At 38.8% G+C, this 26,995-nt stretch carries 27 protein-coding genes, 1 tRNA gene and 1 riboswitch; of the genes, 5 read left to right on the forward strand and 23 right to left on the reverse strand.

Annotated elements, in window-relative coordinates:
- Positions 1-183: 183 nt before the first annotated feature.
- The 5 genes from gap to LRP83_RS10475 form a co-directional block, all read right to left on the reverse strand.
- Entirely contained in the window at positions 184-1,191 is a 1,008-nt protein-coding gene (gap, locus tag LRP83_RS10455; protein WP_230496652.1) for a type I glyceraldehyde-3-phosphate dehydrogenase, read from the reverse strand.
- Positions 1,192-1,227: 36 nt separating this feature from the next.
- Entirely contained in the window at positions 1,228-2,265 is a 1,038-nt protein-coding gene (locus LRP83_RS10460; protein WP_230496653.1) for a sugar-binding transcriptional regulator, read from the reverse strand.
- A 136-nt stretch (positions 2,266-2,401) separates the two neighbouring features.
- Positions 2,402-2,656 carry a glutaredoxin family protein gene (locus tag LRP83_RS10465; protein WP_230496654.1) on the reverse strand — a complete coding sequence of 85 codons (255 nt, stop codon included), beginning with the start codon at positions 2,654-2,656 and terminating at the stop codon, positions 2,402-2,404.
- A gap of 14 nt (positions 2,657-2,670) precedes the next feature.
- The gene (gene rpoN, locus LRP83_RS10470; protein ID WP_230496655.1) at positions 2,671-3,993 is read right to left on the reverse strand and encodes an RNA polymerase factor sigma-54; all 1,323 of its coding nucleotides are present in this window, start codon (positions 3,991-3,993) and stop codon (positions 2,671-2,673) included.
- A gap of 180 nt (positions 3,994-4,173) precedes the next feature.
- Positions 4,174-4,245: transfer RNA gene (locus tag LRP83_RS10475), tRNA-Arg, on the reverse strand.
- Between the two features lie 179 nt (positions 4,246-4,424).
- On the opposite strand from LRP83_RS10475, the gene clpP reads away from it, so the two are divergent.
- Complete coding sequence (gene clpP / locus LRP83_RS10480; RefSeq protein ID WP_290369533.1) at positions 4,425-5,084, forward strand: ATP-dependent Clp endopeptidase proteolytic subunit ClpP; 660 nt, start codon at positions 4,425-4,427, stop codon at positions 5,082-5,084.
- Between the two features lie 42 nt (positions 5,085-5,126).
- Here the strand turns inward: clpP and LRP83_RS10485 are convergent, their stop codons facing one another.
- From LRP83_RS10485 to LRP83_RS10515, 7 genes are all read right to left on the reverse strand, one after another.
- Entirely contained in the window at positions 5,127-5,381 is a 255-nt protein-coding gene (locus LRP83_RS10485) for an HPr family phosphocarrier protein (RefSeq protein ID WP_230496657.1), read from the reverse strand.
- A 32-nt stretch (positions 5,382-5,413) separates the two neighbouring features.
- Positions 5,414-6,361, reverse strand: a complete 948-nt coding sequence (whiA, locus tag LRP83_RS10490; protein ID WP_230496658.1) for a DNA-binding protein WhiA — start codon at positions 6,359-6,361, stop codon at positions 5,414-5,416.
- Positions 6,362-6,433: 72 nt separating this feature from the next.
- Positions 6,434-7,393 carry a gluconeogenesis factor YvcK family protein gene (locus tag LRP83_RS10495; RefSeq protein WP_230496659.1) on the reverse strand — a complete coding sequence of 320 codons (960 nt, stop codon included), beginning with the start codon at positions 7,391-7,393 and terminating at the stop codon, positions 6,434-6,436.
- Entirely contained in the window at positions 7,390-8,283 is an 894-nt protein-coding gene (rapZ, locus tag LRP83_RS10500) for an RNase adapter RapZ (protein ID WP_230496660.1), read from the reverse strand. The genes LRP83_RS10495 and rapZ overlap by 4 nt, the downstream gene beginning before the upstream one ends.
- A gap of 49 nt (positions 8,284-8,332) precedes the next feature.
- Positions 8,333-8,794 carry an NUDIX hydrolase gene (locus LRP83_RS10505; RefSeq protein WP_230496776.1) on the reverse strand — a complete coding sequence of 154 codons (462 nt, stop codon included), beginning with the start codon at positions 8,792-8,794 and terminating at the stop codon, positions 8,333-8,335.
- A 383-nt stretch (positions 8,795-9,177) separates the two neighbouring features.
- Positions 9,178-10,122, reverse strand: coding sequence for a thioredoxin-disulfide reductase (trxB, locus tag LRP83_RS10510; RefSeq protein ID WP_230496661.1), 945 nt, complete (start codon positions 10,120-10,122; stop codon positions 9,178-9,180).
- 106 nt (positions 10,123-10,228) lie between these two features.
- On the reverse strand, positions 10,229-11,728 hold the full coding sequence (locus LRP83_RS10515; RefSeq protein ID WP_230496662.1) for a tetratricopeptide repeat protein: 1,500 nt from the start codon (positions 11,726-11,728) through the stop codon (positions 10,229-10,231).
- A gap of 631 nt (positions 11,729-12,359) precedes the next feature.
- On the opposite strand from LRP83_RS10515, the gene LRP83_RS10520 reads away from it, so the two are divergent.
- The gene (locus LRP83_RS10520; protein ID WP_230496777.1) at positions 12,360-13,106 is read left to right on the forward strand and encodes a CAP domain-containing protein; all 747 of its coding nucleotides are present in this window, start codon (positions 12,360-12,362) and stop codon (positions 13,104-13,106) included.
- A gap of 52 nt (positions 13,107-13,158) precedes the next feature.
- Here the strand turns inward: LRP83_RS10520 and hisA are convergent, their stop codons facing one another.
- Positions 13,159-13,890 carry a 1-(5-phosphoribosyl)-5-[(5-phosphoribosylamino)methylideneamino]imidazole-4-carboxamide isomerase gene (gene hisA, locus LRP83_RS10525; RefSeq protein ID WP_230496663.1) on the reverse strand — a complete coding sequence of 244 codons (732 nt, stop codon included), beginning with the start codon at positions 13,888-13,890 and terminating at the stop codon, positions 13,159-13,161.
- A 154-nt stretch (positions 13,891-14,044) separates the two neighbouring features.
- Positions 14,045-14,179, forward strand: a riboswitch (guanidine-I (ykkC/yxkD leader).
- Between the two features lie 55 nt (positions 14,180-14,234).
- On the opposite strand from hisA, the gene LRP83_RS10530 reads away from it, so the two are divergent.
- Together LRP83_RS10530 and LRP83_RS10535 are read left to right on the forward strand one after the other, a co-directional pair.
- Positions 14,235-14,579: a DMT family transporter gene (locus LRP83_RS10530; RefSeq protein ID WP_230496664.1), complete on the forward strand. Its 345-nt coding sequence runs from the start codon at positions 14,235-14,237 to the stop codon at positions 14,577-14,579.
- Positions 14,576-14,890 carry a DMT family transporter gene (locus LRP83_RS10535; RefSeq protein ID WP_230496665.1) on the forward strand — a complete coding sequence of 105 codons (315 nt, stop codon included), beginning with the start codon at positions 14,576-14,578 and terminating at the stop codon, positions 14,888-14,890. Before LRP83_RS10530 ends, LRP83_RS10535 begins: the two co-directional genes overlap by 4 nt.
- Before the next feature lie 114 nt (positions 14,891-15,004).
- On the opposite strand, the gene LRP83_RS10540 is transcribed toward LRP83_RS10535, so the two are convergent.
- The 5 genes from LRP83_RS10540 to hprK form a co-directional block, all read right to left on the reverse strand.
- Positions 15,005-15,532, reverse strand: a complete 528-nt coding sequence (locus tag LRP83_RS10540; protein WP_230496666.1) for an acyltransferase — start codon at positions 15,530-15,532, stop codon at positions 15,005-15,007.
- Entirely contained in the window at positions 15,519-16,181 is a 663-nt protein-coding gene (ppaX, locus tag LRP83_RS10545) for a pyrophosphatase PpaX (RefSeq protein ID WP_230496667.1), read from the reverse strand. The genes LRP83_RS10540 and ppaX overlap by 14 nt, the downstream gene beginning before the upstream one ends.
- Positions 16,171-17,121, reverse strand: a complete 951-nt coding sequence (locus tag LRP83_RS10550; RefSeq protein ID WP_230496668.1) for a nucleoside recognition domain-containing protein — start codon at positions 17,119-17,121, stop codon at positions 16,171-16,173. The genes ppaX and LRP83_RS10550 overlap by 11 nt, the downstream gene beginning before the upstream one ends.
- Positions 17,122-17,163: 42 nt before the next feature.
- Positions 17,164-17,985 (reverse strand): prolipoprotein diacylglyceryl transferase, encoded by an 822-nt coding sequence (gene lgt / locus LRP83_RS10555; protein ID WP_230496669.1) that lies wholly within the window; start codon positions 17,983-17,985, stop codon positions 17,164-17,166.
- A gap of 118 nt (positions 17,986-18,103) precedes the next feature.
- Positions 18,104-19,039 (reverse strand): HPr(Ser) kinase/phosphatase, encoded by a 936-nt coding sequence (hprK, locus tag LRP83_RS10560; RefSeq protein ID WP_230496670.1) that lies wholly within the window; start codon positions 19,037-19,039, stop codon positions 18,104-18,106.
- Between the two features lie 201 nt (positions 19,040-19,240).
- On the opposite strand from hprK, the gene LRP83_RS10565 reads away from it, so the two are divergent.
- Positions 19,241-19,972, forward strand: coding sequence for an N-acetylmuramoyl-L-alanine amidase (locus tag LRP83_RS10565; protein ID WP_230496671.1), 732 nt, complete (start codon positions 19,241-19,243; stop codon positions 19,970-19,972).
- Positions 19,973-20,037: 65 nt separating this feature from the next.
- Here the strand turns inward: LRP83_RS10565 and LRP83_RS10570 are convergent, their stop codons facing one another.
- The 5 genes from LRP83_RS10570 to uvrB form a co-directional block, all read right to left on the reverse strand.
- Entirely contained in the window at positions 20,038-20,394 is a 357-nt protein-coding gene (locus LRP83_RS10570) for a phage holin family protein (RefSeq protein ID WP_230496672.1), read from the reverse strand.
- A gap of 57 nt (positions 20,395-20,451) precedes the next feature.
- Positions 20,452-21,573 (reverse strand): DUF4097 family beta strand repeat-containing protein, encoded by a 1,122-nt coding sequence (locus LRP83_RS10575; RefSeq protein ID WP_230496673.1) that lies wholly within the window; start codon positions 21,571-21,573, stop codon positions 20,452-20,454.
- A gap of 75 nt (positions 21,574-21,648) precedes the next feature.
- Positions 21,649-21,969: a magnetosome magnetite crystal formation protein family gene (locus LRP83_RS10580; RefSeq protein WP_230496674.1), complete on the reverse strand. Its 321-nt coding sequence runs from the start codon at positions 21,967-21,969 to the stop codon at positions 21,649-21,651.
- 112 nt (positions 21,970-22,081) lie between these two features.
- Complete coding sequence (gene uvrA / locus LRP83_RS10585) at positions 22,082-24,961, reverse strand: excinuclease ABC subunit UvrA (RefSeq protein ID WP_230496675.1); 2,880 nt, start codon at positions 24,959-24,961, stop codon at positions 22,082-22,084.
- A gap of 9 nt (positions 24,962-24,970) precedes the next feature.
- On the reverse strand, positions 24,971-26,950 hold the full coding sequence (gene uvrB / locus LRP83_RS10590) for an excinuclease ABC subunit UvrB (protein WP_230496676.1): 1,980 nt from the start codon (positions 26,948-26,950) through the stop codon (positions 24,971-24,973).
- Between the last annotated feature and the right edge of the window lie 45 nt (positions 26,951-26,995).

Raw genomic sequence — 26,995 nt, forward strand, 5'->3', positions numbered from 1 at the left:
ACTTCACAGTGACGGGGGACAGTCCCCCGCTGCAGTAGCGCGGTAAAGCGACGTAGGAAAGGAGCGGGGAATCCTCCCCGCTCCCCTTTTCAAGCTTATAGCATGATTTTCCATTTTTATTATAGCCTTCCTTTTTCCATTTGCCAATTTGACTTGATGGATTAGGAAAAACTTTTTGTTGGATTAAAGTCCTTTTTTAGCGATGTAGTCTACTAGGTCAACTACGCGGTGAGAGTATCCAGTTTCGTTATCGTACCAAGAGATAACTTTCGCCATGCTACCTTCCATAACCATTGTTGAAAGTGCATCAATTGTAGAAGAAGCTGGGTTACCATTGTAGTCACCTGATACAAGTGGCTCTTCGCTGTATGCTAGGATACCTTTTAAATCGCCTTCAGAAGCTGCTTTAAGTGCAGAGTTGATTTCATCAACTGTAACATCTTTCTCAAGCTCGACTACTAAGTCAACTAAAGAAACGTTAGGTGTTGGAACACGCATTGCTCCACCGTTTAATTTACCTTTTAATTCAGGTAACACTAGTGAAACTGCTTTTGCAGCACCAGTAGATGTTGGAATAATGTTTTCCGCAGCTGCACGAGCACGACGTAAATCTTTATGTGGTAAGTCAAGAATTTGTTGGTCATTTGTGTATGAGTGAACGGTTGTCATCATACCGCGTTTGATACCAAATTTATCATTAAGGACTTTTGCAAATGGAGCTAAACAGTTCGTTGTACAAGATGCATTTGAAATGACATGGTGGTTAGCTGGGTCATATTTCTCATGGTTAACACCCATAACCACTGTAATATCTTCATCAGATGCCGGAGCAGAGATGATTACCTTTTTCGCGCCAGCTTCTAAATGCTTCGCAGCGTCCGCACGCTTTGTGAAACGTCCAGTTGACTCTACAACCACTTCAACGCCAAGCTCGCCCCAACCAAGTTGAGCTGGATCTCTTTCAGCAATAACCTTTACACGGTGAGGTCCAACTACTAGGTAGTCGCCATCTACTTTTACATCTTCATTTAATTTTCCGTGAACGGAATCATATTTTAAAAGATGAGCTAGAGTATTCGCATCTGTTAAGTCGTTTACTGCCACTACTTCAACATTAGGGTTATTTAATGCCGCGCGGAATACTACGCGTCCAATACGTCCAAATCCGTTAATACCAACTTTTACTGCCATGTTTATTTCCTCCTTTAATATGTGAAAAAAGATTTCTTATTTTAATAAGGGATAACCCTTTAATAAACCTTTTGCTGCCCCTTCATCCGTAATCAAAATCGTCTGAGACGGAGCTTTTTGTAGATATGCTTTAATTGCTTTTACCTTTGAAGATCCACCAGCAACTGCAATGACATTGGGTATCTCATCTAAATCACTTAGTTGTAGTCCAACGGTTAATACCTTATGGACCACTTCCCCAGCTTCATTAAAATAATAACCAAATGCCTCTCCAACTGCATTTTCCGACCTCATTTTTTCCAATTCCTTAGCATCCGTTTTACGGCGTTCTGCCATTGTAATAGCGTCCCCAATACCATGTAAAACAATGCTAGCTGAACGGATTATTTCTAAAACTTCTTTAATCATTGGTTCCTTCATAAATGAGGTATAAATCTCATTGCTAACTTGATCTGGAACATAAAATACGCGATGCTTCGTCCTCGTGTTTGCAGCCATTTTTGAACAAATAGTGTTTGCTTGGTTTTGAACTTCCTCACCAATTCCACCTCTAGCAGGCACAAACAGCAAATCATCCGATTTAAAATCAGGGGTTAACTTATCTGCTACAGCGGCCATCGTGGATCCGCCCGTTACTGCGATAATATTTTTCCCCATAATTAATTTCTTCATGCTTGATGCACAAGCTCTACCTAATTCTGTCTTTACCCAAGGCGTTTCATCACTATCACCTGAAACAATAACCACTTTTTGAATCTGGAAAATTGATTTTAATTGTGCTTCCATTACATCAATCCCAGATGCTTCACGCATAACACTTTCCAGCTTTTCGAGTAAATCTTTACCGATTGAGGTAATCATTGCACCAACACTCGTGATTGAAATTAGATTTTGTTCTTTTAAAAATTCAACCTCACTGCGCAATACACGTTCGGTAAACCCTAAGCTTTGAGCTAAGCTTCTTCTTCCCACTGGCTGCATTCGGTCTATGTATTGGAGAATGAGATAGCGTTTCTGCATAATTTGGAGCAGATCAGGTAATAATTTTTTTTGAATATCTATTAATGAATACATCAGCAAGAACTCCCTCATTAATTGAAAAATATCACTATGGATTAAAAATGTCCCACATAGACATATTATGTCCCACTAGTGACAAAAAAAATCACTCCTGTTTATGTTTTCATTGTAACAGGAGTAAAAACTAGTTTCAACTAATATGTTTTCCTTGTAAACGGTTACTTATGACAAATTTGTTAACATGGCCAAATTCAACTTCTTCCCCATCAATTTCCACGACTGGGATCATCAGACCATACTTTTCTGTTAATTCATCACTTTCGTCAATATCTTTTATAATTAACTCAAAATCTAATTCGTTATGAAGCTCGTCGATAGTTACTATCGCCTTATCGCATAACGAACATTTTTTTCTCGTATAAAAAGTAAGTGTAGGCTTGTTCATTTATTCTTACTCCTTTACTCATATCTTCTTCGTTTTGATGAGGATGCAATCCCTAATTGATCACGGTACTTTGCAACCGTTCGCCGTGATATTACCATACCTTCATTGTTTTTTAAAATTTCAACAATATCTTGGTCCGAAAGTGGTTTTAGCTTATTTTCGTTTTCAACCAATTTAGTAATGGCATTCTTTACCTGTGTCGATGAGGTTGAATCATCACTTGTAGTTTGAATTGTACTCGTAAAAAATGATTTCAGTTCGAAAATCCCAAATGGCGTTTGGACATATTTCTCGCGAACCGCTCGACTTACAGTGGACTCATGGATTTCTAACTCCTCAGCCACCTCTCTCATAATCATCGGCTTCAAGTTAGTAGGTCCTTTTCTAAAAAAGTCGGGCTGCTTTTCTACAATTTTCAAGGCAACCCTTTGTAATGTCTCTTTTCTTTGTTCCAAACTTTTTTGAAGCCATTGGTAATTTTGGAATTGTTGATCCATATAGCGGGCTACCTGCTTGTCATCAGCTTGAGCATATTGTTGGTAAAACCCATCATTAAAAGAAACTCTTGGTAAAAGTTCATCAAAGATCTTAATCGTATAATCATGACCATCCCATATAACGACTACATCTGGAACAATAAAAGATGTTTGTTCGCTAAAATACTTGGAACCTGGCCGTGGGTCTAATGTTTGGAGTAAATCGAAAGCAGATTGAATTTCAACTAAACTGATTTGCAGTTTACTCGCTAATTCCTTCCACTTTTTTTCTGCAAATGGCTGGAAGTGATTTTCTACTAGTCTAATAGCCATGTTATTAGGTTCTGGCAATCTTTTTAACTGTATTAATAAACATTCTTGAAGAGAACGAGCTCCAATTCCCGCTGGCTCCATCGCTTGTAAATGTTGTAAGCATGCTTCAATTTGCTCTGTTGTATACCGTTTTGTTAGTTCGCTGTGTTCAATGGATATGTATCCATTTTCATCAAGAAATTCTATAAGGTGTGTAAATGCTTGATGTAATGGTTTGAATTCTTCATTAATTGGGATTTGGCTTATGACATGCTCAGTTAACGATTTTTTATTTTCACCAATTTGTTCAAGCCAATCATTTTGAATCATTGTTGACGTCGCATTACGTTTCCTTTTTCGGTCTGCAAGGGGATTCACTGGAACCACTGTAGAATCGATGTGAATTAAGGGATTTTCTTGCGCCTTACTTTCAAGGAAAGCAGCTAGCTCTTGGGTTGAATATTGCAATAACGCAATTGCTTGTGAAAGCTCCTGAGTCATTGTCAATTTTAATGTTTGTTGTTGAAAAAGCCCTTGATTAAAATCCATCTTCCCTTCACCCCCCAACGTCTATTTTACAATAAGAATGTAGTTTATGTGAATGGGAGGAAATTGGGAGCGCTTACAGTGAGGTTTTATACACAATTTCTATTTTTGCTATAATTTATTGGGATTCAACATTTATCAAAAAAAATACTCCTACTCTGAACCGAGTAGGAGTACTTAAGACGCGCTCGGAGGGAATCGAACCCCCATTTTAAGAACCGGAATCTTACGTGCTATCCGTTGCACCACGAGCGCATGCTTCTTACAAGCGCTTTACTATTATATAAAAGGTTTTGTCACTTTGCAAGGATATTTGATTAGAGCGACTGGATTTTGGGTATGATGGTTAAAGGAATTTTAACAGGGTGAATGTTGTCGAAAGAATTCATTTATCCTTAAGGTCGAATTGTTTGACCTTAATTGACCATCAGTGTATGATAACAATACATAGCAATTATTCTTTCATAAGTTCAAAGGAGGATATAAAAATGCATTTGATTCCTACAGTTATCGAACAGACAAACCGTGGCGAGAGAGCCTATGATATTTACTCACGTCTACTAAAAGACCGTATTATTATGTTAGGTAGTGCCATTGATGATAATGTTGCGAACAGTATTGTTGCGCAATTACTTTTTCTAGAGGCAGAAAACCCTGAGAAAGACATCACTCTTTATATCAATAGTCCAGGCGGAAGCATTACAGCTGGTATGGCTATTTATGATACGATGCAATATATTAAAGCAAATGTATCAACGGTTTGTATTGGTATGGCTGCATCAATGGGTGCTTTCTTACTAGCAGCAGGTGAAAAAGGTAAGCGTTACGCATTACCGAACAGTGAAGTTATGATTCACCAACCACTTGGTGGAGCACAGGGGCAAGCAACGGAAATTGAAATTGCGGCAAAACGTATTCTATTCTTACGTGACAAGCTAAATGGTATTTTAGCAGAGCGTACTGGTCAACCAATCGAAGTGATTGCAAAAGATACAGACCGCGACAATTTCATGACAGCTGAACAAGCTAAAGAATATGGTTTAATTGATACAATCATTACACGTAGTCTTTTAGACGAAAAGAAAAACAAGTAAAAAGTTAGAAGGACTGAGGCCCACGCCCCAGTCCTTTTCCTTTTATTCGTGACCGATAAATTTTTCTAACGCATCTAAAGCTTCTACTTCATCATGGCCATCGACAGAGATGGTGATGGTCGATCCAGAGCTAACTGCTAAGCTCATTAATCCCATGATACTCTTTGCGTTCACTTTTTTGCCATCCTTTTCTAAAAACACATCTGAAGAAAAACGATTTGCTTCTTGGACAAATTGCGCTGCTGGCCTTGCTTGTAAACCCGTTTTTAACTTAACCTCTATTTGCTTTTCAACCATTGCTATTCTTCCTCCCTTTACCTATATTCATTTTAAATTGTGATTGACTCTCCCATACGTAGCTTATCAGCAATTTCATCTATTTTTCTTAAACGGTGATTAATTCCTGATTTACTGATTGATCCACCCGAAACCATGTCGCAAAGCTCCTTTAAGGTTACATCTTGAAACTGAACTCTTAGCTCAGCTATTTCCCTAAGCTTTTCTGGCAAAATATGAAGACCGGCAGTTTTTTCAATAAATCGGATATTTTCAACCTGTCTAATAGAAGCACCGATTGTTTTATTTAAGTTCGCTGTTTCACAATTGACTAAACGGTTAACTGAATTTCGCATATCTCGGACAATTCGAATATCTTCAAAATGCATTAATGAGTTATGCGCACCTATAATATTTAAAAAGTCGGTAATCTTTTCCGCTTCTTTTAAATAAGTAATAAAGCCTTTTTTCCGTTCAAGCGTTTTACTATTCAAATCGAAGGTGTTCATTAGCTCACAAAGGGAATCATTGTACTCCTTATATAATGAAGCCACTTCTAAATGATAGGAAGATGTCTCCGGGTTATTGACGGAACCACCTGCTAAGAAGGCTCCACGCAAATAAGAACGGCGGCAGCACTTCTTTTTTATTAAATTCTTAGCAATATCTTGGGTAAATGTAAAGCCTTCACCCAATATTAGTAAGTCCTCTAAAATTTCTTTTGCTTGCTTTGCTAAACGAACGATATAAACGTTATTTTTTTTCAATCTCATCTTTTTTCGAACAAGTAGCTCCACTGGCACATCAAAATTTTTCTTAATAAGTGTGTAAATTCTTCTCGCAATGGCAGCATTTTCAGTTTGAATATCCACAACCAGCTGCCGATTAGAGAAGGATAACGAACCATTCATCCGTATTAATGCCGATAATTCTGCCTTTCCGCAGCAGTCCTTTAATTCTAAAGTTGTTAATTCCTTTTTTGTTTCTGATGCAAAAGACATCCCGTCACCCCCTTCGATGATATTTTTTAAAAAGACAAACGCTTGCACATCTCTTTACGAATGAAAGCGCTTTTAAGTTTCATCTTTTATAATTTTAAATAAAATTTCTGCAACCTTTTTGGCGTCATGTCGAATGACATCATCGTCATCACAGACAATTTCCTCTTGAATGACTTCGAGCCCAAGCTCCTCTAACCGACCAATATCATAAATAACCGGCTTAGCTAGCTCCTCATGGTAACGAAGCTGAACGTCTTCAGGAATGTTCTCTTTATTAACAAGGATGGTATCAATAGCACCATCATCCATGTGATCATAAATCGCCTGCACATGATCACTTGCAGTAAATTCATGCGTCTCTCCAGCTTGGGTCATCAAATTACAAATATATACTTTTTTACCTTGCGCCTTACAAACCTCTTGACCTAATTTCGGAACAAGTAAGTTAGGTAATATGCTAGTATATAAGCTACCAGGTCCAATTACAATTAAATCAGCTTGGCGAATGGCTAAAATTGTTTCAGGTAATGGTTTTATATCATCTGGCGATAAGAAAACCCTGTGTATGCGTTTGCCAGAAAAAGGAATTTTAGATTCCCCGGAAACCACTGTACCATCCTCCATTTCTGCATGTAACACGACATTTTGATTGGCAGCAGGTAAAACCTTTCCTCTTACATTTAGCACCTTACTCATTTCTTGGATGGCGTGGACAAAATTACCTGTTATCGAGGTCATCGCAGCTAGGATTAAATTCCCTAAGGAATGACCAGACAATTCATTGGAAGTTCTAAAACGATGCTGAAACATCTCCTCTACTAAAGGCTCAACATCGGAAAGGGCTGCCAAAACATTTCGGATATCTCCTGGAGGTGGAATGTCTAAATCCTCTCGAATTCGGCCAGAGCTCCCTCCATCATCAGCCACCGTCACGATGGCAGTGATATCTAAAGGATATTGCTTTAACCCTCTCAATAGAACTGGAAGACCTGTTCCACCACCAATAATCACAACCCGCGGCTGTCTTGTCATGTTGTGGCGTCCTTTCTCCTCTCAATGTCCCGATGCGAAATACAGGTATGATAATCTTTTTTGAAAAATTGGCCAAGATGCTGAGCCAATGCAACTGATCGATGTTGTCCGCCTGTACAGCCGATAGCCACAACCAATTGTGCTTTTCCTTCACGTTTGTAGTGAGGAAGCATAAAGGAAAGTAAATCTGTTACTTTTTCTAAAAACTTTTGCGTTTCATTCCATTTTAATACATACGTGAAAACATCTTCATCTAATCCAGTTTTTGGTCGCATATGGTCAATATAATGCGGATTTGGTAAAAAACGAACGTCAAATACTAAATCAGCATCAATTGGAATTCCATGTTTGAAACCAAAGGACATTACATTAACAGTGAATATATTTTTTTGATTAACCGTAAATGAAGTTAATATCTTCTCACGAAGCTCTCGTGGCTTCATTTCAGATGTATTAAAAATTTGTTGCGCACGACCCTTTAATTCCTCGAGTAATTGTCGCTCTAATTTTATACCTTCCAAAGGAGAGCTAGAAGGAGCTAATGGATGAGATCTTCTTGTTTCTTTGTAGCGCCTTACTAAAGCCGAATCGTCTGCATCTAAGAAGAGAACTCGAGGTGTTACCCAAGCCGTTTCCGCTAAATCATCCAAAGCTTTAAAAAGGTGGTCAAAAAACTCTCGTCCTCGTAGGTCCATGACCAACGCAACTTTGTTCATTTTATTCCCTGATTCCTTCATCAATTCTAAAAATTTTGGTAGTAATGTGGGAGGCAGGTTATCCACGCAAAAAAAGCCTAAATCTTCAAAGCTTTGAATGGCTACTGTTTTCCCTGCACCCGACATACCTGTGATAATCACAATTTGTGTTTCGTTTGTCGAACCGGTACTCATTGTTCGATCCTCCTCATTAAATGTAGATGAATTTTTTTGATATTGCTGTTCAAGAACTAGGGTCTAATCGGTAGCTAATTAGGTCAAAATCTGGTGTATAGGTAAACGTCCCGTAAATGATACCGTTTCCATGAATCATATATTCAAGAATATGATAATCTCCTGGAGCCATTGGTAGCTCCCTGATGTCTTTAATAGGATGCCAAGATAATAAACCTTCTTCTGACGTATCAACATTGATTCCATCGAAATCGGTAGCAATGAAGGTAAACATCATCCATTCAGATGTAATCGTCCCGTTCTCTTCAATAAAAATCGTAAAAATCCCTTTAATTTGTGGATTCTTTAAATAGATACCTGTTTCTTCTCTATATTCCCTAATACAAGAATCGCGAACGGATTCTCCTGATTCCATTTTCCCACCTGGTGCCACCCACCAACCTCGACGTGGTTTTTGAAGCAATAATATTTTATCGTCCTTCAACAAGACGCAATTCGTAACCCTCTGCACAAAACTCACCTACAGCTTTCCTGCTATTTATCTCTTTTGTGTATGTGATCGTGATCGTTAATATGGATTCTTTTTATTATACTATTTTTGTAAAACGGTAACAATGAGTATGATTTAGTACAATTTGTGGAAGAGCCTTGTCCGGGGATGAAAAAAGCCCTTTTCATGAGGTCAAAAAAAAGGGCACAGGATGTTAATCCTGTGCTTTGAAGGTATATTTAAAAGGGGGTCAATTTCTTACCCTTATAATAACCTATCAATATTTCACTACTGTTACATTCTAATTAAAACAGCGTTACTTTTTTGTTAATGTTTTGTTAAGAACACTTAACACTTTAAAGTGTGTGGGGACTGTCCCCCGCTGCTTTAAAGCGTTAAACCCCTTATGCTTTTAGTTCTTCAAGTAGTTCTTCAATATAGTGTTGCGCGCTTTGGGCTGCTATGCTACCGTCTCCTGTTGCGGTGACGATTTGACGTAATGTCTTTTCGCGAATGTCTCCCGCTGCGAATATTCCTGGTACTTTAGTTTCCATACGTTCGTTTGTTTCGATATAGCCTTGTTCGTTTGTAATGCCTAATGCGGCAAACGGCTTTGATAATGGTACCATTCCGATGTAGATAAAAACACCATCAGCGTTATACACTTGTTCTTCGCCCGTTTCGGTCGAAACAAGGGTTACACTGCCAACCTTACCATCTTTATCATTAATTTGCTTAATAGTATGGTTCCATATAAAGTCGATTTTCTCATTTGCAAAAGCTCGGTCTTGAAGTATTTTTTGAGCACGAAGTTCGCCACGTCTGTGAACAATTGTCACTTTGGAAGCGAAACGTGTTAAGTATACTCCTTCTTCAACAGCAGAGTCTCCTCCACCAATAACGACTAGTTCCCTTTGCTTAAAGAAAGCACCATCACAAACAGCGCAATAGGATACACCACGACCACCAAGTTCTTTTTCACCAGGGACACCAATTTTCTTATATTCAGCACCTGTAGATATGATAATTGATCGGGTTTTATATTGCTTTGATCCTGCAATAACTGTTTTATATTCTTTGCCGTCAATGATTTCTTTAATATCACCATAAGCGTATTCAGCACCAAATTTCTTAGCATGCTCAAACATTTTAGTGGAAAGATCAGGACCTAAAATATGATCAAAACCAGGGTAGTTCTCAACTTCCTCGGTGTTGGCCATTTGTCCTCCTGGAATCCCACGTTCAAGCATTAACGTCGAAAGGTTTGCACGAGATGTATATACAGCTGCTGTCATCCCTGCAGGACCCGCACCTGCTATAATAACATCATAGATTTTTTCTTCAGTCATTTCCTTCACTCCTTCAATGAACATTCATTTTATAGGAATCATTACAATATTATTTACCTAATATCTTTATCCTATAAAACAAAGGGAGCATAGTCCACGAATATGCTCACTGAAGACAGTTATTCACTATTTTGACATATTTTTTCACAGTTGAGACGGACAGTTGATATTTCTTTGCCATGTCAGTCTGGGATACTTTTTCACCGCGAAGCTTAAACCATGTATATTCAATCGCTGCTGCCCATGCTTGGTGATTTTGAAACGATGGGTTCATTGCCATTGATTCTTGGAAAATGGAAAACCATAGCAAATAAATTCCTGCTTTTAATGCCCCAATTGGGCGGTGATACTCATATAATTGTAACCCGATTTGGTGTGCATCCAAAATCCTTTGGTGTATAGGACGAGCTTTTTTTACAAAACTTAAATAATCTAGTTCAAGCTGCGTTAATTTCATTGCAGGCTTCGATTGAAGGGATGCTAGTAATTGCTCTTTTGTAGAAGAAACTTCTATTAAGAAGATCGCAAATAAACGCTCTTCAATATAATCACTATCTAGTTTTTGAAAAATCGAAGCCGTATGATCTTCGTATCCTCCTAAAACGGGTGGTTCATCATTCCATGGTTCATGCCCATCCTTATCAGGACTCAATTCAAGAACAATTTTCCAAATAGACTTTGCAAAAGCTGGGTGCCCAGAATGAAAAGCAGTATAGGATAACCAATAATAAAAAGCACCTTCGCCATCAAAGCCCCTTTTATAAAGCTTTCGAAGCCATAGATGACCTAGTTCAAACTCACCTATTAATGCAAAAGTTGCGCCTAATTTATATTGATGCTCATCAATCATTGGATTGATTTTAGCGAGAATTGAAATTAAACTTTGGAGCTCTTGCTCATTATTTTGATAATAAGCAAAAACGGCTTGATTACAAATCGCGTGTAAATTACCAGGGTTTTTAGAAAGAACATCATTTAAAATGCTATAGGCTTTATCGGCTTCACCAAGGTAAAAATTGGCCAATGCAAGATTATTATAGGCTGACCAATATTCTGGATAGTCATCGACAACCTCCTCCAAAACCTTAATCGCCTTAGGGAAATAGCCCGACTCGAGTAATTCTCTAGCGTGTTCTTGCTTGACCATTAAATCATCTTGTTCATAAAGATCTTCGTCTAACAAGTCAGCCTCAAATGTTAATAGCTCAATTAATTCATCCGTGTCGGAGTTAAATTCACCGTCCGGTTCTAAATGTTTATATAAATTGGCGTGATGATACGCATCCTTAAATAAGCCTAAGTGAGCATAGTTATTAGCTAGAAAATAGTGACATTCAACCATCTCTTCATCTAATTCTTCAAGAATCTGATGTAATAGGTGATTGGATTGCTCAAACTCACCCATTTCGGTTAAAACAATCGCAAATTGACAGACGATCATTGGTTCACCTGGCTCTAGCTGCATTGCGCGCTGCAAATACTTTTTCGCACGAATGAAATCCCTGCGTCCAAATGCTTTCAGACCCTTTGTAAAATAATATTCACCTGTTGGTAAAAAGGAAAGTAACATTCCTGTCTCTTGAGTTGCTTTAGAATCTCTAATCATGGATTCCTCCAAATACATTAATAACTTATGTATTATAACACAATCGTCAACACATAGAGAAGAGAAACCGACAATTTAACACTTTAACGTATCGAGGGACTGTCCCGCTCTGCACTAAAGCGTTAGTGCAATGAGGGACTGTCCCCAAGTACTTTAAAGTAGTAAAGTTTCCTTTTTTCTCGTTATTTGCCACCTATAGTTTTTGGGGTTAGGTTTAAAATAAGAAGGCTTCATGTTGCGATTAAAAAGGAGGAATTGAAGAATGAAAAAGCCGTTCAAAGTCCTTGCCACAAGTAGTTTATTGCTAATGTTGGTTGCGTGTAATAATAACGACAATGCTGCTTATGATGGACTTAATAATAATGATAATGTTAGAAACGTATCGAATCACAGAGGAGATAATCTAGGTGATGCCTTCCGTTTAAGGAATGGTCAAGATACAGCTGAAGAGATCAACACACGAAATGTAGGATATCGTAACAATGATACTTTTGGTTTCAATAATAATGGAAATCGAAATAACGATACCTATGGTTTCAATAATGTTAATTATATGGGAGATAGAGGTAACGGCCATTTCGATACAACTGGTAATCAACGACGTTTTTCAAGTAATGAATTAGCTGGAAATATGAATGATACACTTTCAGCTGATTTTACAACCATTAATAGTGGTAAATATCCACATACACAGCCTATCCGTATTCAAGAAGCAAAATATGGATATGTAGTGGCAAATCCACAAGGTAAACAGATTACGATTCCAGATTTACAGTCAATTACTGAACAATTTGCACGCCGTTTCCAAACCCAATCGCAATTTGGTGGACAAGGTCAGGCTGGACAAATGTTCCAACAACGCCCAATGCAGCAACAACCGGTACAACAGCAACCAACACAGCAACAGCCGACACAACAACCAGTTCAGCAACAACCAACACAGCAAGCAAAACCTGTTACACCAAACAAAACAACACAGCAAACACCAGCAACAAAAGGAATTAGTGCTACTGAACAAAAAGTTATTGAATTAACAAATGCTGAACGTAGAAAAGCTGGTTTAAAGGATTTAGTCGGTGATACAAAACTTAGCTCAGTGGCAAAAACAAAATCAAACGACATGCAGAAAAATGGATACTTTTCACATACAAGCCCAACCTACGGATCTCCTTTTGACATGATGCGTGACTTTGGAGTGACATATAGTACTGCTGGAGAAAATATCGCTCAAGGACAACGGACACCTGAAGAAGTTGTACGTGCTTGGATGAATAGTGAAGGTCACCGTAAGAACATCTTAAATGGTGCCTTTACACACATCGGTGTGGGGCATGATACGACTGGTAACCATTGGACACAGATGTTTATCGGAAAATAACCAACTTTGTTTAGCATTAAAAATTAAGGGGTCAGTAATGCTGACCTCTTATTTAACTTTTTACTACTCTCAATGCTTCCTCCAGTGTGAAGCGCTCCTCATATAATGCCTTACCAACAATGGCACCAGAAACTCCTTTTTTCGCTAAGGACTTTAAACCTCTTAAATCATCAAGGGTACTAATTCCGCCTGCTGCTATAATATTTTTGCGGATTTCTGACGCAAATTCCTCTAATGTGTCAAAGCTTGGCCCTGCTAGCGTACCATTCGTAGCGATATACGTGTAAATGAATGTTTCCGCTCCTGCATCTGCGAATGCCTTCCCTACTTCAATGGCTTTCAACTTGGATTTATTTAACCAGCCATTTGTGGCCACATATTCATCTTTAACATCTACACTGATGGCAATCGGCTCACCATATTTACGAATCATTTCTACGGCAAAGTCAGGATTTGAAACAATTACACTTCCAAGAATCACTCGGTTTATTCCATTTTCTAAATAATGAACTATGTCTGCTTCGGATCGGATACCACCTCCAACTTGAATATTTATTTTTAGGTTTTTGGCACATTTAATTATATTGTTAACATTTATAGGCTTACCTTTCCTTGCCCCATCAAGGTCTCCGATATGAACCCATTTAGCTCCATTTTGATAAAAAAACTTTGCCATTTTAAACGGTGAATCTCCATATACGGTCTCTTTTTCAAAATCACCTTGGAGTAAACGGACACATTTTCCCTCTTTAATATCAATCGCAGGATAAATTGTAAAGCTCAAATAGAATACCTTCTTTCTACGTGTTTTTAATTTTTGAACGAACGCATATAGTCTCTTTTATAAAAAAAATTTACATATCAAAAATTAGTATTGCCAAAAAGTTCATTCTTGCCAAGTTGAATTGAATGTGTATAATAAATGTCATGTGAATATCGTAAAAGTTTTCTAGGGTTCCGCATTTTGTGAGAGGGTTTAACTTACTTACAAAAGAATGGTCTGGTCCGAGAGAAAACTCACAACTTCTGACAAATCAGCAACTGTGCCACGGAGGGATAAAAGCCCGGGAGATTATAAGAAATTATAATCTTCTGGGCTTTTTTATTTTTTATGTGAGGTGATTGGAAATGAACAAAGAGTGGGTAAAGGTGTTTATCGCAGCATTTTTTGAAGTGTTTTGGGTGATTGGACTAAAGCATGCGGATTCTTTATTAGAGTGGATTGGTACTGTCATCAGTATCTTAATTAGCTTCTATGTGCTTATCATGGCAGGAAAAAAGCTTCCTGTTGGAACGGTTTATGCGGTCTTTGTCGGTTTAGGAACGGCTGGTACGGTTGCAGCCGAGATTCTTCTTTTTGATGAGCCATTTAAACTCGCTAAGCTTCTCCTTATTTTCTTACTATTAATAGGAGTCGTTGGTTTGAAGCTTGTGACAAATGACAACGAGGAGGAAGGAGCGTTAACCAAATGAGTTGGATTTTTTTATTGTTAGCTGGATTATTAGAGATGTCAGGGGTTGTGATGATCAATCGCTATCATCAACATCGGAACTGGCAATCGCTTCTACTTCTTGCAGCAGGATTCGGAGGGAGCTTTCTCTTCCTAGCACTAGCCATGAAAACCTTACCTATGGGGACTGCATACGCAATCTGGACTGGAATTGGTGCATCTGGTGGGGCAATCCTCGGTATCCTTTTATATCGTGAACCAAAAGACTGGAAACGACTAGTTTTTATTTCAATCGTGCTCGTATCAGCTATCGGATTAAAGCTCGTTGGTTAGTTTCCTGGCACTTTAACCTATTAACGTAGTCGGGGACAGTCCCTCAATGCTTCACCTCGGTAAAGCGATGAGGGACTGTCCCCGAGCGCTTTAACGCGTTAACGCGTTATTTTTTTATTTTCCGTAGATTGGGTCGTTTGCCCAGCGTTCTGATAGTTGTTCTTTTGTGTAGATGATACGCATCGGGTTACCGCCAACGAAGCTTCCTTCTGGAACGTCTTTGTGAACTAATGTGCCAGCAGAGACGATTGCCCCATCACCGATAGTGATTCCCGGAAGTATGGTAGTATTTGCACCGATCATAACCTCGCTACCGATGTGGACATCCCCGAGACGGAATTCTTTAATTAAATACTCATGAGCGAGAATGGTCGTATTGTAGCCGATTACCGAATTGGTACCGACGCTAATTTTTTCAGGAAACATTACGTCAAGCATGACCATTAAGGCAAAGGATGTGTTGTCACCAACCCTCATACCTAAAAAGGTGCGGTATAACCAATTCTTCATTCCGAGGAAAGGAGTATATCTGGCGATCTGGATAACGACAAAGTTTTTAACAACCTTCCAAAAGGGTACGGTTTTATAAACATGCCATAAGGAATTAGCTCCCTCTACAGGGTGTCGTTCAGTGTTTCTCATGAGAACTACCTTCCAAAATCTTCAATAAGTCTGCCATTTCTTCTAGGATGTAGTCTGGCTCAAATTGGTCTAGGTAATCCCGACCTTTAATTGTCCAAGCCACACCTGCTGTTTTGGTGCCAGCATTTTTACCAGCAAGAATATCATGGTAATTATCACCGACCATAATCGCTTCATCAGGGTTAGATCCTAGCTGCTCCAATGCTTTGAAAATCGGTTCTGGATCTGGTTTCGCCTTTTCAACATGATCGAGTGCCACAATTACATCGAAATAGGAATCCAATTTAGTAAGCTTGAGACCTTTCATCACGACATCGGAGATTTTTGTGGTCACTATACCTACCTTGTATCCCTTCTCCTTAAGAATTTTAATAGTATCCAGGACAGTCGGGAACTCCGTAACAAAAGTATCGTGATGGGCAAGATTATATTTCCGATAGGTTGCAATCATTTCGTCTACTTTCGTCGCATCCATCGGTTCAAACGTTTCCCGAAGTGTTGGTCCGAGAAAGGGAAGAACATCCTCCCTATTGTATTGGTTAGGATAGTAGTGCTCAAGCGTGTGTAAAAATGAAGAAATAATCAATTCATTCGTGTCTATTAATGTTCCATCTAAATCAAAAAGCACCGTGTTAATTTTATTGTTCATAGGTGGTGACTTCCTTTCTACTTGTTGCAATGGTCCGATTCCAAATAAATGAAACGACTAACGTTAAAACAATCGCCACTCCAAGTCGAATAAGTAGTAATGGTAAAATCGGGATACCTAATGGTATAAAGATAAGCGTATCTTCTACCACGGCGTGACAGGCAACCAGGAAAATTAAGGCGGTCGTTACATCCTTGTGGCTGACACCATCTTCCTTAACCGCTTGTATCATGACCCCTGCTCCATAAGCTAATCCGAATAATAGTCCTGCCGCTAATGTTGTCGACGTATTTTCCTTCATTCCTAACGCTCGAGTCACTGGAGACATCCATTTAGAAAACACATCTAACCATTTTTTATCTTTTAAAATTTGTATACCAATCATCAGCGGAATGACGATAATTGCTAACTGAAGTATTCCTGTACCTGCTTTTAAAAAAGCATTAAGTATTATTGCTAAAATTCCTGAAACATTTTCTTCTTTTGCAGGAATGAATCCGTATTGGGCTATATGGCCTCCACCATGCCAAACCAGATTGATGACTATGGCTGATAGAAAGGCTAGACCAAGTCTGACGAGTAGAATCACCCACAGCTTTACACCAACCTTGATTGCTACCCCAGTTTCAACTAGTAAATTATGTGAAAAGGAAAGCATCACAGCTATGATGAATACTTCCTTTACCGTTAAATCTAAAGTTAAAATGGCTCCTATTGCACCGTAAAGGTTCAGGAAGGTTCCAAGAACTAATGGAATGGCAGCATCACCTGAAAGCCCAAATAGCCCCATCAACGGTTCAATTAACTTCATCACCCATGGTAATATCGGAGTATACTGCAATAAGGCGACGATAACGGTTACTGGAAAAATAATTTTTCCGAGTGTGTATGTTGTTTTTAATCCTACAAAAAATCCTCTTTTTATGGAACCAGCTAACATTCTCCCATTTCTCCCTTTTGTGTACGATGATATATATGTAATCTAAGAATTGGTTGCATCCAAATAACGAACCTCTGACAGACCTGTTTTACGTCGATATATTATTAAAATCACAGCGAGTACAATTAAGAAAATAGATATTGTTTGGGCAACACGTAAATAATCTGTCAGCATGAGGCTGTCCGTTCGTAAACCTTCGACAAAAAAACGACCGAATGAATACCAGATCACATAGGTTAAAAACATTTCCCCACGTCGTAAGTTTACTTTTCTTAAGGATAATAAAAGAATTAATCCAAGGAAATTCCAAATCGATTCGTATAAAAAGGTTGGATGGTAATAGGCACCATTAATATACATTTGATTAATGATGAAATCTGGTAAATATAAGTTCTCTAAAAAGGCTCTAGTGACTTCCCCGCCATGTGCTTCCTGGTTCATGAAATTTCCCCAACGACCAATCGCTTGTCCCAGAATGATACTAGGTGCAGCGATATCTGCGAGTTTCCAGAATGAAACCCCTTTAGATTTCGAGAAAATATAGGCGGTGACAACAGAACCGATTAAGGCTCCGTGGATTGCGATTCCACCTTCCCAAATTTTTGGGATTTGGCTCAAATTCTTGGAGTAATATTCCCATTCAAAAATGACATAATAAATTCTTGCTGAAATAATGGCAATCGGAATAGCCCATATTAACAAATCAGCAAAAATTTCTTTTGGTAAATGGCGTCTTTCTGACTCTCTCATTACTAGCCACATCGCTAGTGCTAAACCGGTTACAATAATAATCCCATACCAATGAACTTGAAACGGACCCAGTTCAATAGCCAATGGATTAAGTGGTTGAATATTTTCTTCCATCCCTATTCCTCCTCCTTTAACACATTAACGTGATGAGGGACTGTCCCCCAGCGCTTTAACGCAGTAAATCAATGAGGGACTGTCCCCCGTCACTTTAATGTGGTGAAGCGATTGCTTTTTATTCTTCTTCTTGGTCGCCTTCTTCGATGACGTCGTGTAGGCGGGCGTTGAATTGTTTGGCAGCGTCCATGCCCATTTTTTTTAGGCGGTAGTTCATTGCTGCTACTTCGATGATGACGGCTAAGTTACGACCAGGTCGGACTGGGACGGTTAGCTTTGTTATTTCGGAATCAATGATTTTCATTTTTTCTTCGTCAAGGCCAAGTCGATCATATTGTTTCGTCTTGTCCCAAAGTTCTAAATTAATGACGAGGGTAATTCGCTTATTACTGCGGATTGCTCCGGCACCAAACAAAGTCATGACGTTGATAATTCCTAGTCCTCTAATTTCTAGAAGATGCTCAATTAAATCAGGTGAGTTACCTATTAAAACCCCTTCATCCTCTTGGCGAATTTCAACGCAGTCATCCGCCACTAAACGATGCCCCCGCTTCACTAATTCAAGTGCAGTTTCACTTTTACCTACTCCACTTTTTCCTGTAATCAAAACGCCAACACCATAAATATCCACTAAAACTCCGTGTACAGCTGTCGTTGGTGCGAGCTTGCTTTCTAAAAAATTCGTCAATAGGCTGGAGAATCGGGTTGTTTTTTGTTTAGATCGCATAAGTGGTACGGCTTCACGTTCACAAGCCTCTACTAATTCTTGAGCAATATCCATCTCTCTGGTAATAATAATTCCAGGAGTAATGTCCGTACATAAGCGCTCAAGTCTTGAGACCCGATCGAAATGATTCAATTGCTTTAAAAACGACAACTCCGTTTTTCCGAGCAATTGAATTCGTTCCGCTGGATAATACTCAAAATATCCAGCCATTTCAATTCCTGGTCTAGAAATATCACTAGTTGAAATCGGACGATTAATACCTTCCTCACCACTTATCAACTCTAACTCAAATTTTTCAATGACGTCTTTCGTACGTACCTTTACCAAAAAAGTTCTCCTCCTCGTGAACGTAGTAGGAATATGTATGCTTTCCCTATTTTAGCATTATTTTAAATAGAACAAAAAGATGCTGTTTGACATTTTTGATTTATCCAGTATTTACCACAAAAATCAACCATGTCCTTTTTCGACTTTCAATCATAAGATAATAATGAGGCAATAAAATTAAAGTTAGAAAGGAGAAAAAGTATGAAAATTATGATAGATGCTGGGCATGGCTATAACACTCCTGGAAAAAGAAGTCCAGATGGCCTTAAGGAATATGAATTTACTAGAGCAGTGGCAAACTATGCAAGAAGATTATTGGAATCGTATCAAAATGTAAATGTCTTTTTTTCTCATTCTGACGAAAGAGATGTTCCTCTTCAAGAACGAACCAAAAGTGCCAATACCCTAAAGGTAGACTTATTTGTTTCAATCCATGCAAATGCCTTCGGTTCCACTTGGAATGATGCAAATGGAATTGAAACCTATGTCTATGTGACAGAACCACGTGTTTCCTATGAGCTAGCTCAAAAAATCCAAAGAAATCTAGTTACATCAACAGGATTAAAAAATCGTGGAGTCAAAACAGCTAATTTTCACGTGTTGCGCGAGTCCAAAATGGATGCAGTCTTAGTGGAATGTGGATTTTATACGAATCCAGAAGAAGTAAAATTAATCCGGTCAGAAAGCTATCGTCGAAAATGTGCTGAGTCGATTACAAAAGCCATCGTGGATCAATATAAGCTCATCAAAGAAAAAGCATCTTCTACCTCTACTACAACACCTTCCGGGCCAAAACCACCCTCCACTTCAACTGCAAAAGGGTTATATAAAGTGCAAGTAGGGGCTTACTCAATTCGAGAAAATGCAGAAGGCTTAGTTCGACAACTTGAATCAGATGGTTATCAAGCTTTTATCACGTTTGAAGAATCTTAAGTTTTTTTTAAAAAAAAGGGTGACCACACATCAGTTGATGTTGGCTCACCCTTTTTTCAGCTAAACTAGTTTTTCTTTTCATCAAAAATGGTCTTCTGAATTATAGTATTGGCAATCGACATGATGACTGAAATGATAAGGGCCATTCCAAATCCTGATAGTTCAAAAGCGTCTCCCATCATATTATCTGTTAGTAATAGGGTAATGGCATTGATAACGAATAGAAAAAAACCTAATGTCAAAATTGTGAATGGTAAGGTTAAGATGATTAGTAATGGGCGAACTAATACGTTTAAAATGGATAAAATAAAACTTCCGATTATGGCAGCTCCAAAGCCTGATATATAGAAGGAATCCTGAAAAAAGCCTGCTAATGCCATAAATAATACTGCATTGATAATGATACTAATGAGCCACCGCATGAAAAATAATGCCTCCTTCTAATTAAGCTCAGGTGTTAAAGTTAGAACAAACTCCCGTTAAAAGAGCTTTTGATCACGATCTAATGGTTTAATTCGAATTGCTCCTGTTTTTGTTTCAGAATTCACTTGAACTACTTTTTCCATTTGTTTAATGGTTTCAAAACGAAGGTATTTTTGAACCATTTCACTCTTTTCTTCAGTTATTTGAATGCCTTCCAATTTCACATTAAAATTACCAAGATTAGATTTTAATTCCCCTGAAATGGCGATTTCTTCGGGAACATGTAGTTCAATATTTCCTGTAGTAGCTTTTAAGGATAATGTTTCGCAGGTCGTTCCTGAAATAGCACAGAGGATATTCCCATTGAACGTATGAAGATTTCCCTTTTGAAGATCGCCTTCGAATTTTATAGCTCCATTGATGGTTTCGGCCTCGAATTCTTCTAAAAGGCTCTTTTTCACTTGGATACTTCCATTTGCAGTCTCCACTTCTGCCTTTTGACTTTGCAAATTATCTATCGTAATTTTGCCATTGGCCGTATCCATTTTTAAATCTTTAACCTTCATATTTTCAGCTGAAATCGGTCCATTATACAAACGTACCCTTACCTTCGCATAATCCGCTTGAGGAATAAACACTTTGGCTTCGACTTTCATCCATTTATGCTGCGTTTGGAGGGTTAAGCAATTATTTTCAATTGCAAATACTACCCCTTGTAGGAAGATGGTGCGGGCTTCTTCTAATGTTTCAACCCGATAAATTTTTGCTTGGCATTCTACACGAACTTCTTCCTGGTCCCAAGGAATAAGACGAACTGAACCATTCGCAATATGGATGTCCAAATCGGAAAAATCCGTGCTTGGTTGTTGAAAAATATGAGCGATTTCAATCGACTTTCCAAAATTGAAATCAATATCAATTTCCTTTAGCTTTTTAAAAGCTGAATCAACGAATTCAAAAACCTTTTCCTTTGCGGATTGGAATTTATAATACGGTTCATCCTTTTTCTCCGTCTCTGCTTCCGCTTCATCTGACTTAACAAAAGCTGAGAGTTTTTCCTCCTTGCTCTCTGGAACAACCTTATGATTCTCTAATCCTTCTAATAGTGTTAGTGCCTCATCAACAGAGAGCTTTCCCTCCTCAACCAATTTCAAAATCCGTGCACGTTGTTGCTTCATTTGATATCCTCCTCTAATTTGCGGTATTCCGCTCTTTATATTTTTAAAAGAATAAACTATTCACTCCCTATATGCTTATTCGTTTTGTAGAACTTTTACGCCTTTGATAATGTTCCAAATTAAGACTACTACACTTAATATGATGCTTAAGCCCACTCCAATAAAAAGAAAAGCAGAATACATCATTTGTCCTACATCACTTAGGATTCCTATTATGAAAATCAGTCCAACTACTGGTATTGGAATTAATGGGATTAAATGTGAAAATAATGCCTTTTTGGCATGGGATTTTACATTAGAGTTTGTCGTGACAAAGTAAACAATAATGGGAAAAATAATCCCTGCAAACAGTACACTGAAATAGCTTAACGCCGCTAACACCTTATCTGTGTCCACTATAATCAACTCCTTCTAATCATATTTACGGATAGGGTTATCGGAAGGTTTCAGAATTTTGAACATAAAAAAGAACTAACCTGAAGCTTATGGTTAGCTCTATTTTTAAAATTTAGACTCTAGCGGTATGGTTCTCTAGCTCTTCAAGGTCCTTTTCCATCCGAGCACGGTCACGAACTAAAATCGGTTTTAAATATTTTCCTGTGTATGATTGTGGGACTTCCGCCACTTCTTCCGGTGTTCCGGTAGCAACGATTGATCCACCTTTATCTCCGCCTTCTGGGCCGAGGTCGATTATATAATCGGACGCTTTAATCACATCAAGATTATGCTCTATTACAAGAACTGTATCGCCATTTTCAACTAAGCGTTGGAGGACAACTAATAATCTCGAAATATCGTCCACATGAAGTCCCGTGGTTGGTTCATCTAAAATATAAATAGTTTTTCCATTAGAACGACGGTGTAATTCTGAGGCAAGCTTAACGCGCTGCGCTTCCCCACCTGACAAGGTTGTTGCAGGCTGGCCTAAAGTAATATAGCCCAGACCTACATCGTAAAGGGTTTGCATTTTACGTGATATTTTCGGGTGGTTTTCAAAATAAACGACCGCTTCCTCCACAGTCATATCGAGAATTTCAGATATATTTTTACCTTTGTATCGTACATCTAGCGTTTCTCTGTTATAGCGTTTACCATGGCAAACTTCGCAAGGAACATAGACATCTGGCAAGAAATGCATTTCTATTTTAATAATTCCATCTCCACGACAAGCTTCACAACGTCCGCCTTTTACATTAAAGCTAAAACGTCCTTTTTTGTAGCCGCGTACTTTTGCTTCATTTGTCGAGGCAAATAAATCACGAATATCATCGAAAACTCCTGTATAAGTGGCAGGATTGGAACGTGGAGTTCGACCAATTGGTGATTGATCAATATCGATGACCTTGTCAAGGTGGTCCAGTCCCCTCATTTCCTTATGCTCACCTGGTTTCGTTTTTGCATGATGTAGCTTCTGCGCTAATGATTTATGGAGAATCTCATTGATTAACGTACTTTTTCCTGAGCCTGAAACACCGGTAACGGAAATGAATATGCCTAATGGAATCTTTACATTTACCTTTTTTAAGTTATTTTCGACCGCACCTCTGATTTCAATCATTCGACCGTCTTGTTTACGGCGCTCAAGTGGCAGCGGGATATATTTTTTCCCTGAAAGGTATTGCCCGGTTAAGGAATTAGAATCATTCATTACTTCTTCTGGGGTACCAGCTGAAATAATTTGACCACCATGAACACCCGCACCCGGTCCAATATCGATTAAATAATCCGCAGCCATCATCGTATCTTCATCATGCTCTACGACAATGAGGGTGTTACCAATTTCTCGCATATTTTTCAATGTTTCGATTAATCGATCATTATCACGCTGGTGAAGCCCAATCGACGGTTCATCTAGAATATAAAGTACTCCCGTTAAACGCGAGCCAATTTGTGTGGCCAACCTAATCCGCTGAGCTTCTCCCCCAGAAAGGGTTCCAGCTGCCCTACTTAACGTCAAGTAATCTAAGCCTACATTGATGAGGAAACCGAGACGTTCAAGAATCTCGCTAAAAATAAGTTTAGAAATTTGCATTTCTTTTTCCGTTAATTCGATTTGACTAAAAAATTGATACGAATCCTCAATTGAAAGCTCGGTGACTTTACCGATATGTTGACCTGAAATCAAAACCGAGAGCGTTTCTTCTTTCAAACGATAGCCTTTACATTTTGGGCAGGCATGCTGTGACATATATTTTTCCATTTGTTCTCGAATATAATCAGAACTCGTTTCTTTGAAGCGACGTTCGATGTTCGTGAGTACACCTTCAAATTCGACATAGCCTTCGCGTTTTTGACCAAAATCATTTTCATATTTGAAAAAAATCTTGTCCCCATCAGACCCATGCAGGACTTTATCAAGGAGATTTTTCGGAATCTCTTTCACTGGGATGTCCATGTCAATTCCATAATGATTACAAACTGCTTCCAGCAGCTGTGGGTAGTATTGTGAACTAGTCGGCTCCCATGGGGCGATGGCATGTTTTTTTAACGATAAGTCCCAATTAGGAATGACTAACTCAGGGTCAACCTCAAGTCTGGAACCTAATCCATCACAGCTCTGACAAGCTCCAAATGGACTGTTGAAGGAAAACATACGCGGCTCTAATTCACCTATGGAAAAATCACAAAGTGGACAGGAATGATTTTCGTTAAATAGGATCTCTTCTTCCCCGATTACATCGATGATCACTTTTCCCTCTCCTAATTTTAGGGCACTTTCTAACGAATCAGCAATCCGCGGACCTGTTCCTTCTTTAATAACTACACGATCAATGACCACTTCTATGGAATGTTTTTTATTTTTATCAAGTGTGATGTCATCACTTAAGTCCATCATTTCGCCATTGACGCGAACTCGGACATAGCCTTGCTTTTTAATATCTTCAAAAACCTTTACATGTGCACCTTTTCTTCCTGAAATAATCGGAGATAAGATTTGCAGCTTCGTTTTTTCTGGGTATTCTAAAATCCGATCCACCATTTGCTCAACCGTTTGGGAGGTTATTTCAATACCGTGTGTCGGACATGTTGGACGGCCCACACGAGCATATAATAGACGTAAATAATCATAGATTTCTGTCACGGTACCCACTGTTGAACGAGGATTTCGGCTTGTTGTTTTTTGGTCGATCGAGATCGCTGGAGAAAGTCCTTCAATCACATCGACATCTGGCTTGTCCATCTGTCCAAGAAACTGCCTCGCATACGCCGAAAGGGATTCGACGTAACGTCTTTGACCTTCTGCATATATCGTATCAAAAGCAAGTGAGGACTTTCCAGAACCGGAAAGCCCTGTTAACACAACAAGCTTATCTCTCGGAATGGTGACATCAATATTTTTTAAATTATGCGCTCTGGCACCTTTGACAATTAGTTTATCCATTGCCATATTCGTTCGTCATCCTTCCGCTTTTAACTCTAATATTAGGTCACGAAGCTCTGCAGCACGTTCAAAATTAAGCGCTTTGGCTGCTTCCTTCATTTCTTTTTCCATATCGGTGATTACTTTTTCTCGCTCTTTTTTCGTTAGCTTGCTAAGCGACTTTTCTGATTTGTATTCTTCTTGGTCCTCGGCAGCATGTGTAGCTCGTATGACATCGCGAACGCCTTTTTGAATGGTTTGTGGAGTGATTCCGTGCTTCTCGTTATACGCTTCCTGGATTTCTCGGCGACGTTTCGTTTCACGAATGGCAATCTCCATGGAGTTCGTCATTTTATCAGCATACATGATTACATGGCCATTTGAATTACGTGCAGCACGCCCAATGGTCTGAATAAGTGAACGCTCTGATCGCAAGAAGCCTTCTTTGTCTGCATCTAAAATTGCCACAAGCGAGACTTCAGGAATATCAAGACCTTCTCGAAGTAAGTTGATACCGATTAGAACATCATATTTTCCCAGTCGAAGGTCGCGGATAATTTCAATCCGCTCCAAGGTTTTAACTTCAGAATGTAGATATTGCACCTTTATACCGATTTCCTTGAGGTAGTCGGTTAAGTCCTCTGACATTTTTTTCGTTAACGTTGTGACTAAAACACGTTCGTTTCTCGCCACTCGGTCATGAATTTCACCAATCAGATCATCGATTTGACCTTGTATTGGACGGACATCAATATTTGGATCAAGTAATCCCGTTGGACGAATAATCTGAGGAATCATTTCTGGAGTATGTTCCAATTCATACGGTCCTGGTGTTGCTGAAACGTAAAGGATTTGATTAACATGATCTTCAAACTCATTAAAGATTAATGGTCGATTATCTAAAGCTGATGGAAGGCGGAAGCCGTGATCCACAAGCACTCCTTTTCTGGCACGATCCCCATTATACATACCTCGAATTTGAGGCAACGTCACGTGTGATTCATCCACGACAATGAGAAAATCCTTTGGAAAAAAGTCGATGAGTGTATATGGTGTCGAGCCTTCTGGTCTAAGTGTGAGATGACGGGAATAGTTCTCGATCCCTGAGCAAAAGCCCATTTCTCTCATCATTTCTAAATCATATTTCGTGCGTTGCTCTAAACGCTGCGCTTCCAGAAGTTTTCCGTTTTCTCTTAATTCAGCTAAGCGTACCTCGAGTTCTTTTTCGATATTTTCAATCGCTACTCGAAGTTTTTCTTCCCTAGTTACGAAGTGGGACGCTGGGAAAATGGCTACATGTTGTCGTTCGCCCATAATTTCACCCGTTAAAGCATCCACTTCACGAATTCGATCAATTTCATCACCAAAAAATTCCACGCGAATGCATTGCTCATCGCGTGAAACAGGGAAAATTTCGACCACATCTCCACGAACACGAAATGTTCCACGTTTAAAATCAATATCGTTACGTTCATATTGGATATCAACAAGTTTATGTAAAAGCTGGTTACGTTCCACTTCCATTCCAGTTCGTAAGGATAGAACCATTTCCCGGTATTCTTCAGGAGAACCTAATCCGTAAATACAGGAAACACTAGCAATAACGATAACATCTCTTCGCTCAAGTAAAGAGGAAGTGGCTGAGTGGCGCAGCTTGTCAATTTCATCATTGACACTAGAATCCTTTTCGATAAAGGTGTCTGTTGATGGTACATAGGCCTCTGGTTGAAAATAATCGTAATAGCTAACAAAATATTCGACTGCATTGTTTGGAAAGAATTCTTTAAACTCGCTATATAATTGTCCTGCTAATGTTTTATTGTGGGCAATAATCAAGGTTGGCTTATTAATTTCCTGGATAACATTAGAAACAGTGAATGTTTTCCCCGTTCCGGTTGCACCAAGCAACGTTTGATGGCGTTTGCCTTCACGAAGACCTTCCAGGATTCTCTTTATTGCTTCAGGCTGATCTCCTGCTGGGGAATACTTTGACACAAGTTCAAACTGGTCTTTCAACGAATAAGCCTCCAGTACAGTTTAATTAAGATTCTATCATCATTT

This window comes from Pseudoneobacillus rhizosphaerae (assembly GCF_917563885.1).
GTDB classification, from domain to species: domain Bacteria; phylum Bacillota; class Bacilli; order Bacillales; family Cytobacillaceae; genus Pseudoneobacillus; species Pseudoneobacillus rhizosphaerae.

What these genes read in the sequence shown, in the direction of transcription:
- gap (WP_230496652.1), bottom strand. Translation starts at nt 1,191, where the DNA reads ATGGCAGTAAAAGTTGGTATTAACGGATTTGGACGTATTGGACGCGTA.
- LRP83_RS10460 (WP_230496653.1), bottom strand. Translation starts at nt 2,265, where the DNA reads ATGTATTCATTAATAGATATTCAAAAAAAATTATTACCTGATCTGCTC.
- LRP83_RS10465 (WP_230496654.1), bottom strand. Translation starts at nt 2,656, where the DNA reads ATGAACAAGCCTACACTTACTTTTTATACGAGAAAAAAATGTTCGTTA.
- rpoN (WP_230496655.1), bottom strand. Translation starts at nt 3,993, where the DNA reads ATGGATTTTAATCAAGGGCTTTTTCAACAACAAACATTAAAATTGACA.
- clpP (WP_290369533.1), top strand. Translation starts at nt 4,425, where the DNA reads ATGATAACAATACATAGCAATTATTCTTTCATAAGTTCAAAGGAGGAT.
- LRP83_RS10485 (WP_230496657.1), bottom strand. Translation starts at nt 5,381, where the DNA reads ATGGTTGAAAAGCAAATAGAGGTTAAGTTAAAAACGGGTTTACAAGCA.
- whiA (WP_230496658.1), bottom strand. Translation starts at nt 6,361, where the DNA reads ATGTCTTTTGCATCAGAAACAAAAAAGGAATTAACAACTTTAGAATTA.
- LRP83_RS10495 (WP_230496659.1), bottom strand. Translation starts at nt 7,393, where the DNA reads ATGACAAGACAGCCGCGGGTTGTGATTATTGGTGGTGGAACAGGTCTT.
- rapZ (WP_230496660.1), bottom strand. Translation starts at nt 8,283, where the DNA reads ATGAGTACCGGTTCGACAAACGAAACACAAATTGTGATTATCACAGGT.
- trxB (WP_230496661.1), bottom strand. Translation starts at nt 10,122, where the DNA reads ATGACTGAAGAAAAAATCTATGATGTTATTATAGCAGGTGCGGGTCCT.
- LRP83_RS10515 (WP_230496662.1), bottom strand. Translation starts at nt 11,728, where the DNA reads ATGATTAGAGATTCTAAAGCAACTCAAGAGACAGGAATGTTACTTTCC.
- LRP83_RS10520 (WP_230496777.1), top strand. Translation starts at nt 12,360, where the DNA reads ATGAATGATACACTTTCAGCTGATTTTACAACCATTAATAGTGGTAAA.
- LRP83_RS10530 (WP_230496664.1), top strand. Translation starts at nt 14,235, where the DNA reads ATGAACAAAGAGTGGGTAAAGGTGTTTATCGCAGCATTTTTTGAAGTG.
- LRP83_RS10535 (WP_230496665.1), top strand. Translation starts at nt 14,576, where the DNA reads ATGAGTTGGATTTTTTTATTGTTAGCTGGATTATTAGAGATGTCAGGG.
- LRP83_RS10540 (WP_230496666.1), bottom strand. Translation starts at nt 15,532, where the DNA reads ATGAGAAACACTGAACGACACCCTGTAGAGGGAGCTAATTCCTTATGG.
- ppaX (WP_230496667.1), bottom strand. Translation starts at nt 16,181, where the DNA reads ATGAACAATAAAATTAACACGGTGCTTTTTGATTTAGATGGAACATTA.
- LRP83_RS10550 (WP_230496668.1), bottom strand. Translation starts at nt 17,121, where the DNA reads ATGTTAGCTGGTTCCATAAAAAGAGGATTTTTTGTAGGATTAAAAACA.
- lgt (WP_230496669.1), bottom strand. Translation starts at nt 17,985, where the DNA reads ATGGAAGAAAATATTCAACCACTTAATCCATTGGCTATTGAACTGGGT.
- LRP83_RS10565 (WP_230496671.1), top strand. Translation starts at nt 19,241, where the DNA reads ATGAAAATTATGATAGATGCTGGGCATGGCTATAACACTCCTGGAAAA.
- LRP83_RS10570 (WP_230496672.1), bottom strand. Translation starts at nt 20,394, where the DNA reads ATGCGGTGGCTCATTAGTATCATTATCAATGCAGTATTATTTATGGCA.
- LRP83_RS10575 (WP_230496673.1), bottom strand. Translation starts at nt 21,573, where the DNA reads ATGAAGCAACAACGTGCACGGATTTTGAAATTGGTTGAGGAGGGAAAG.
- uvrA (WP_230496675.1), bottom strand. Translation starts at nt 24,961, where the DNA reads ATGGCAATGGATAAACTAATTGTCAAAGGTGCCAGAGCGCATAATTTA.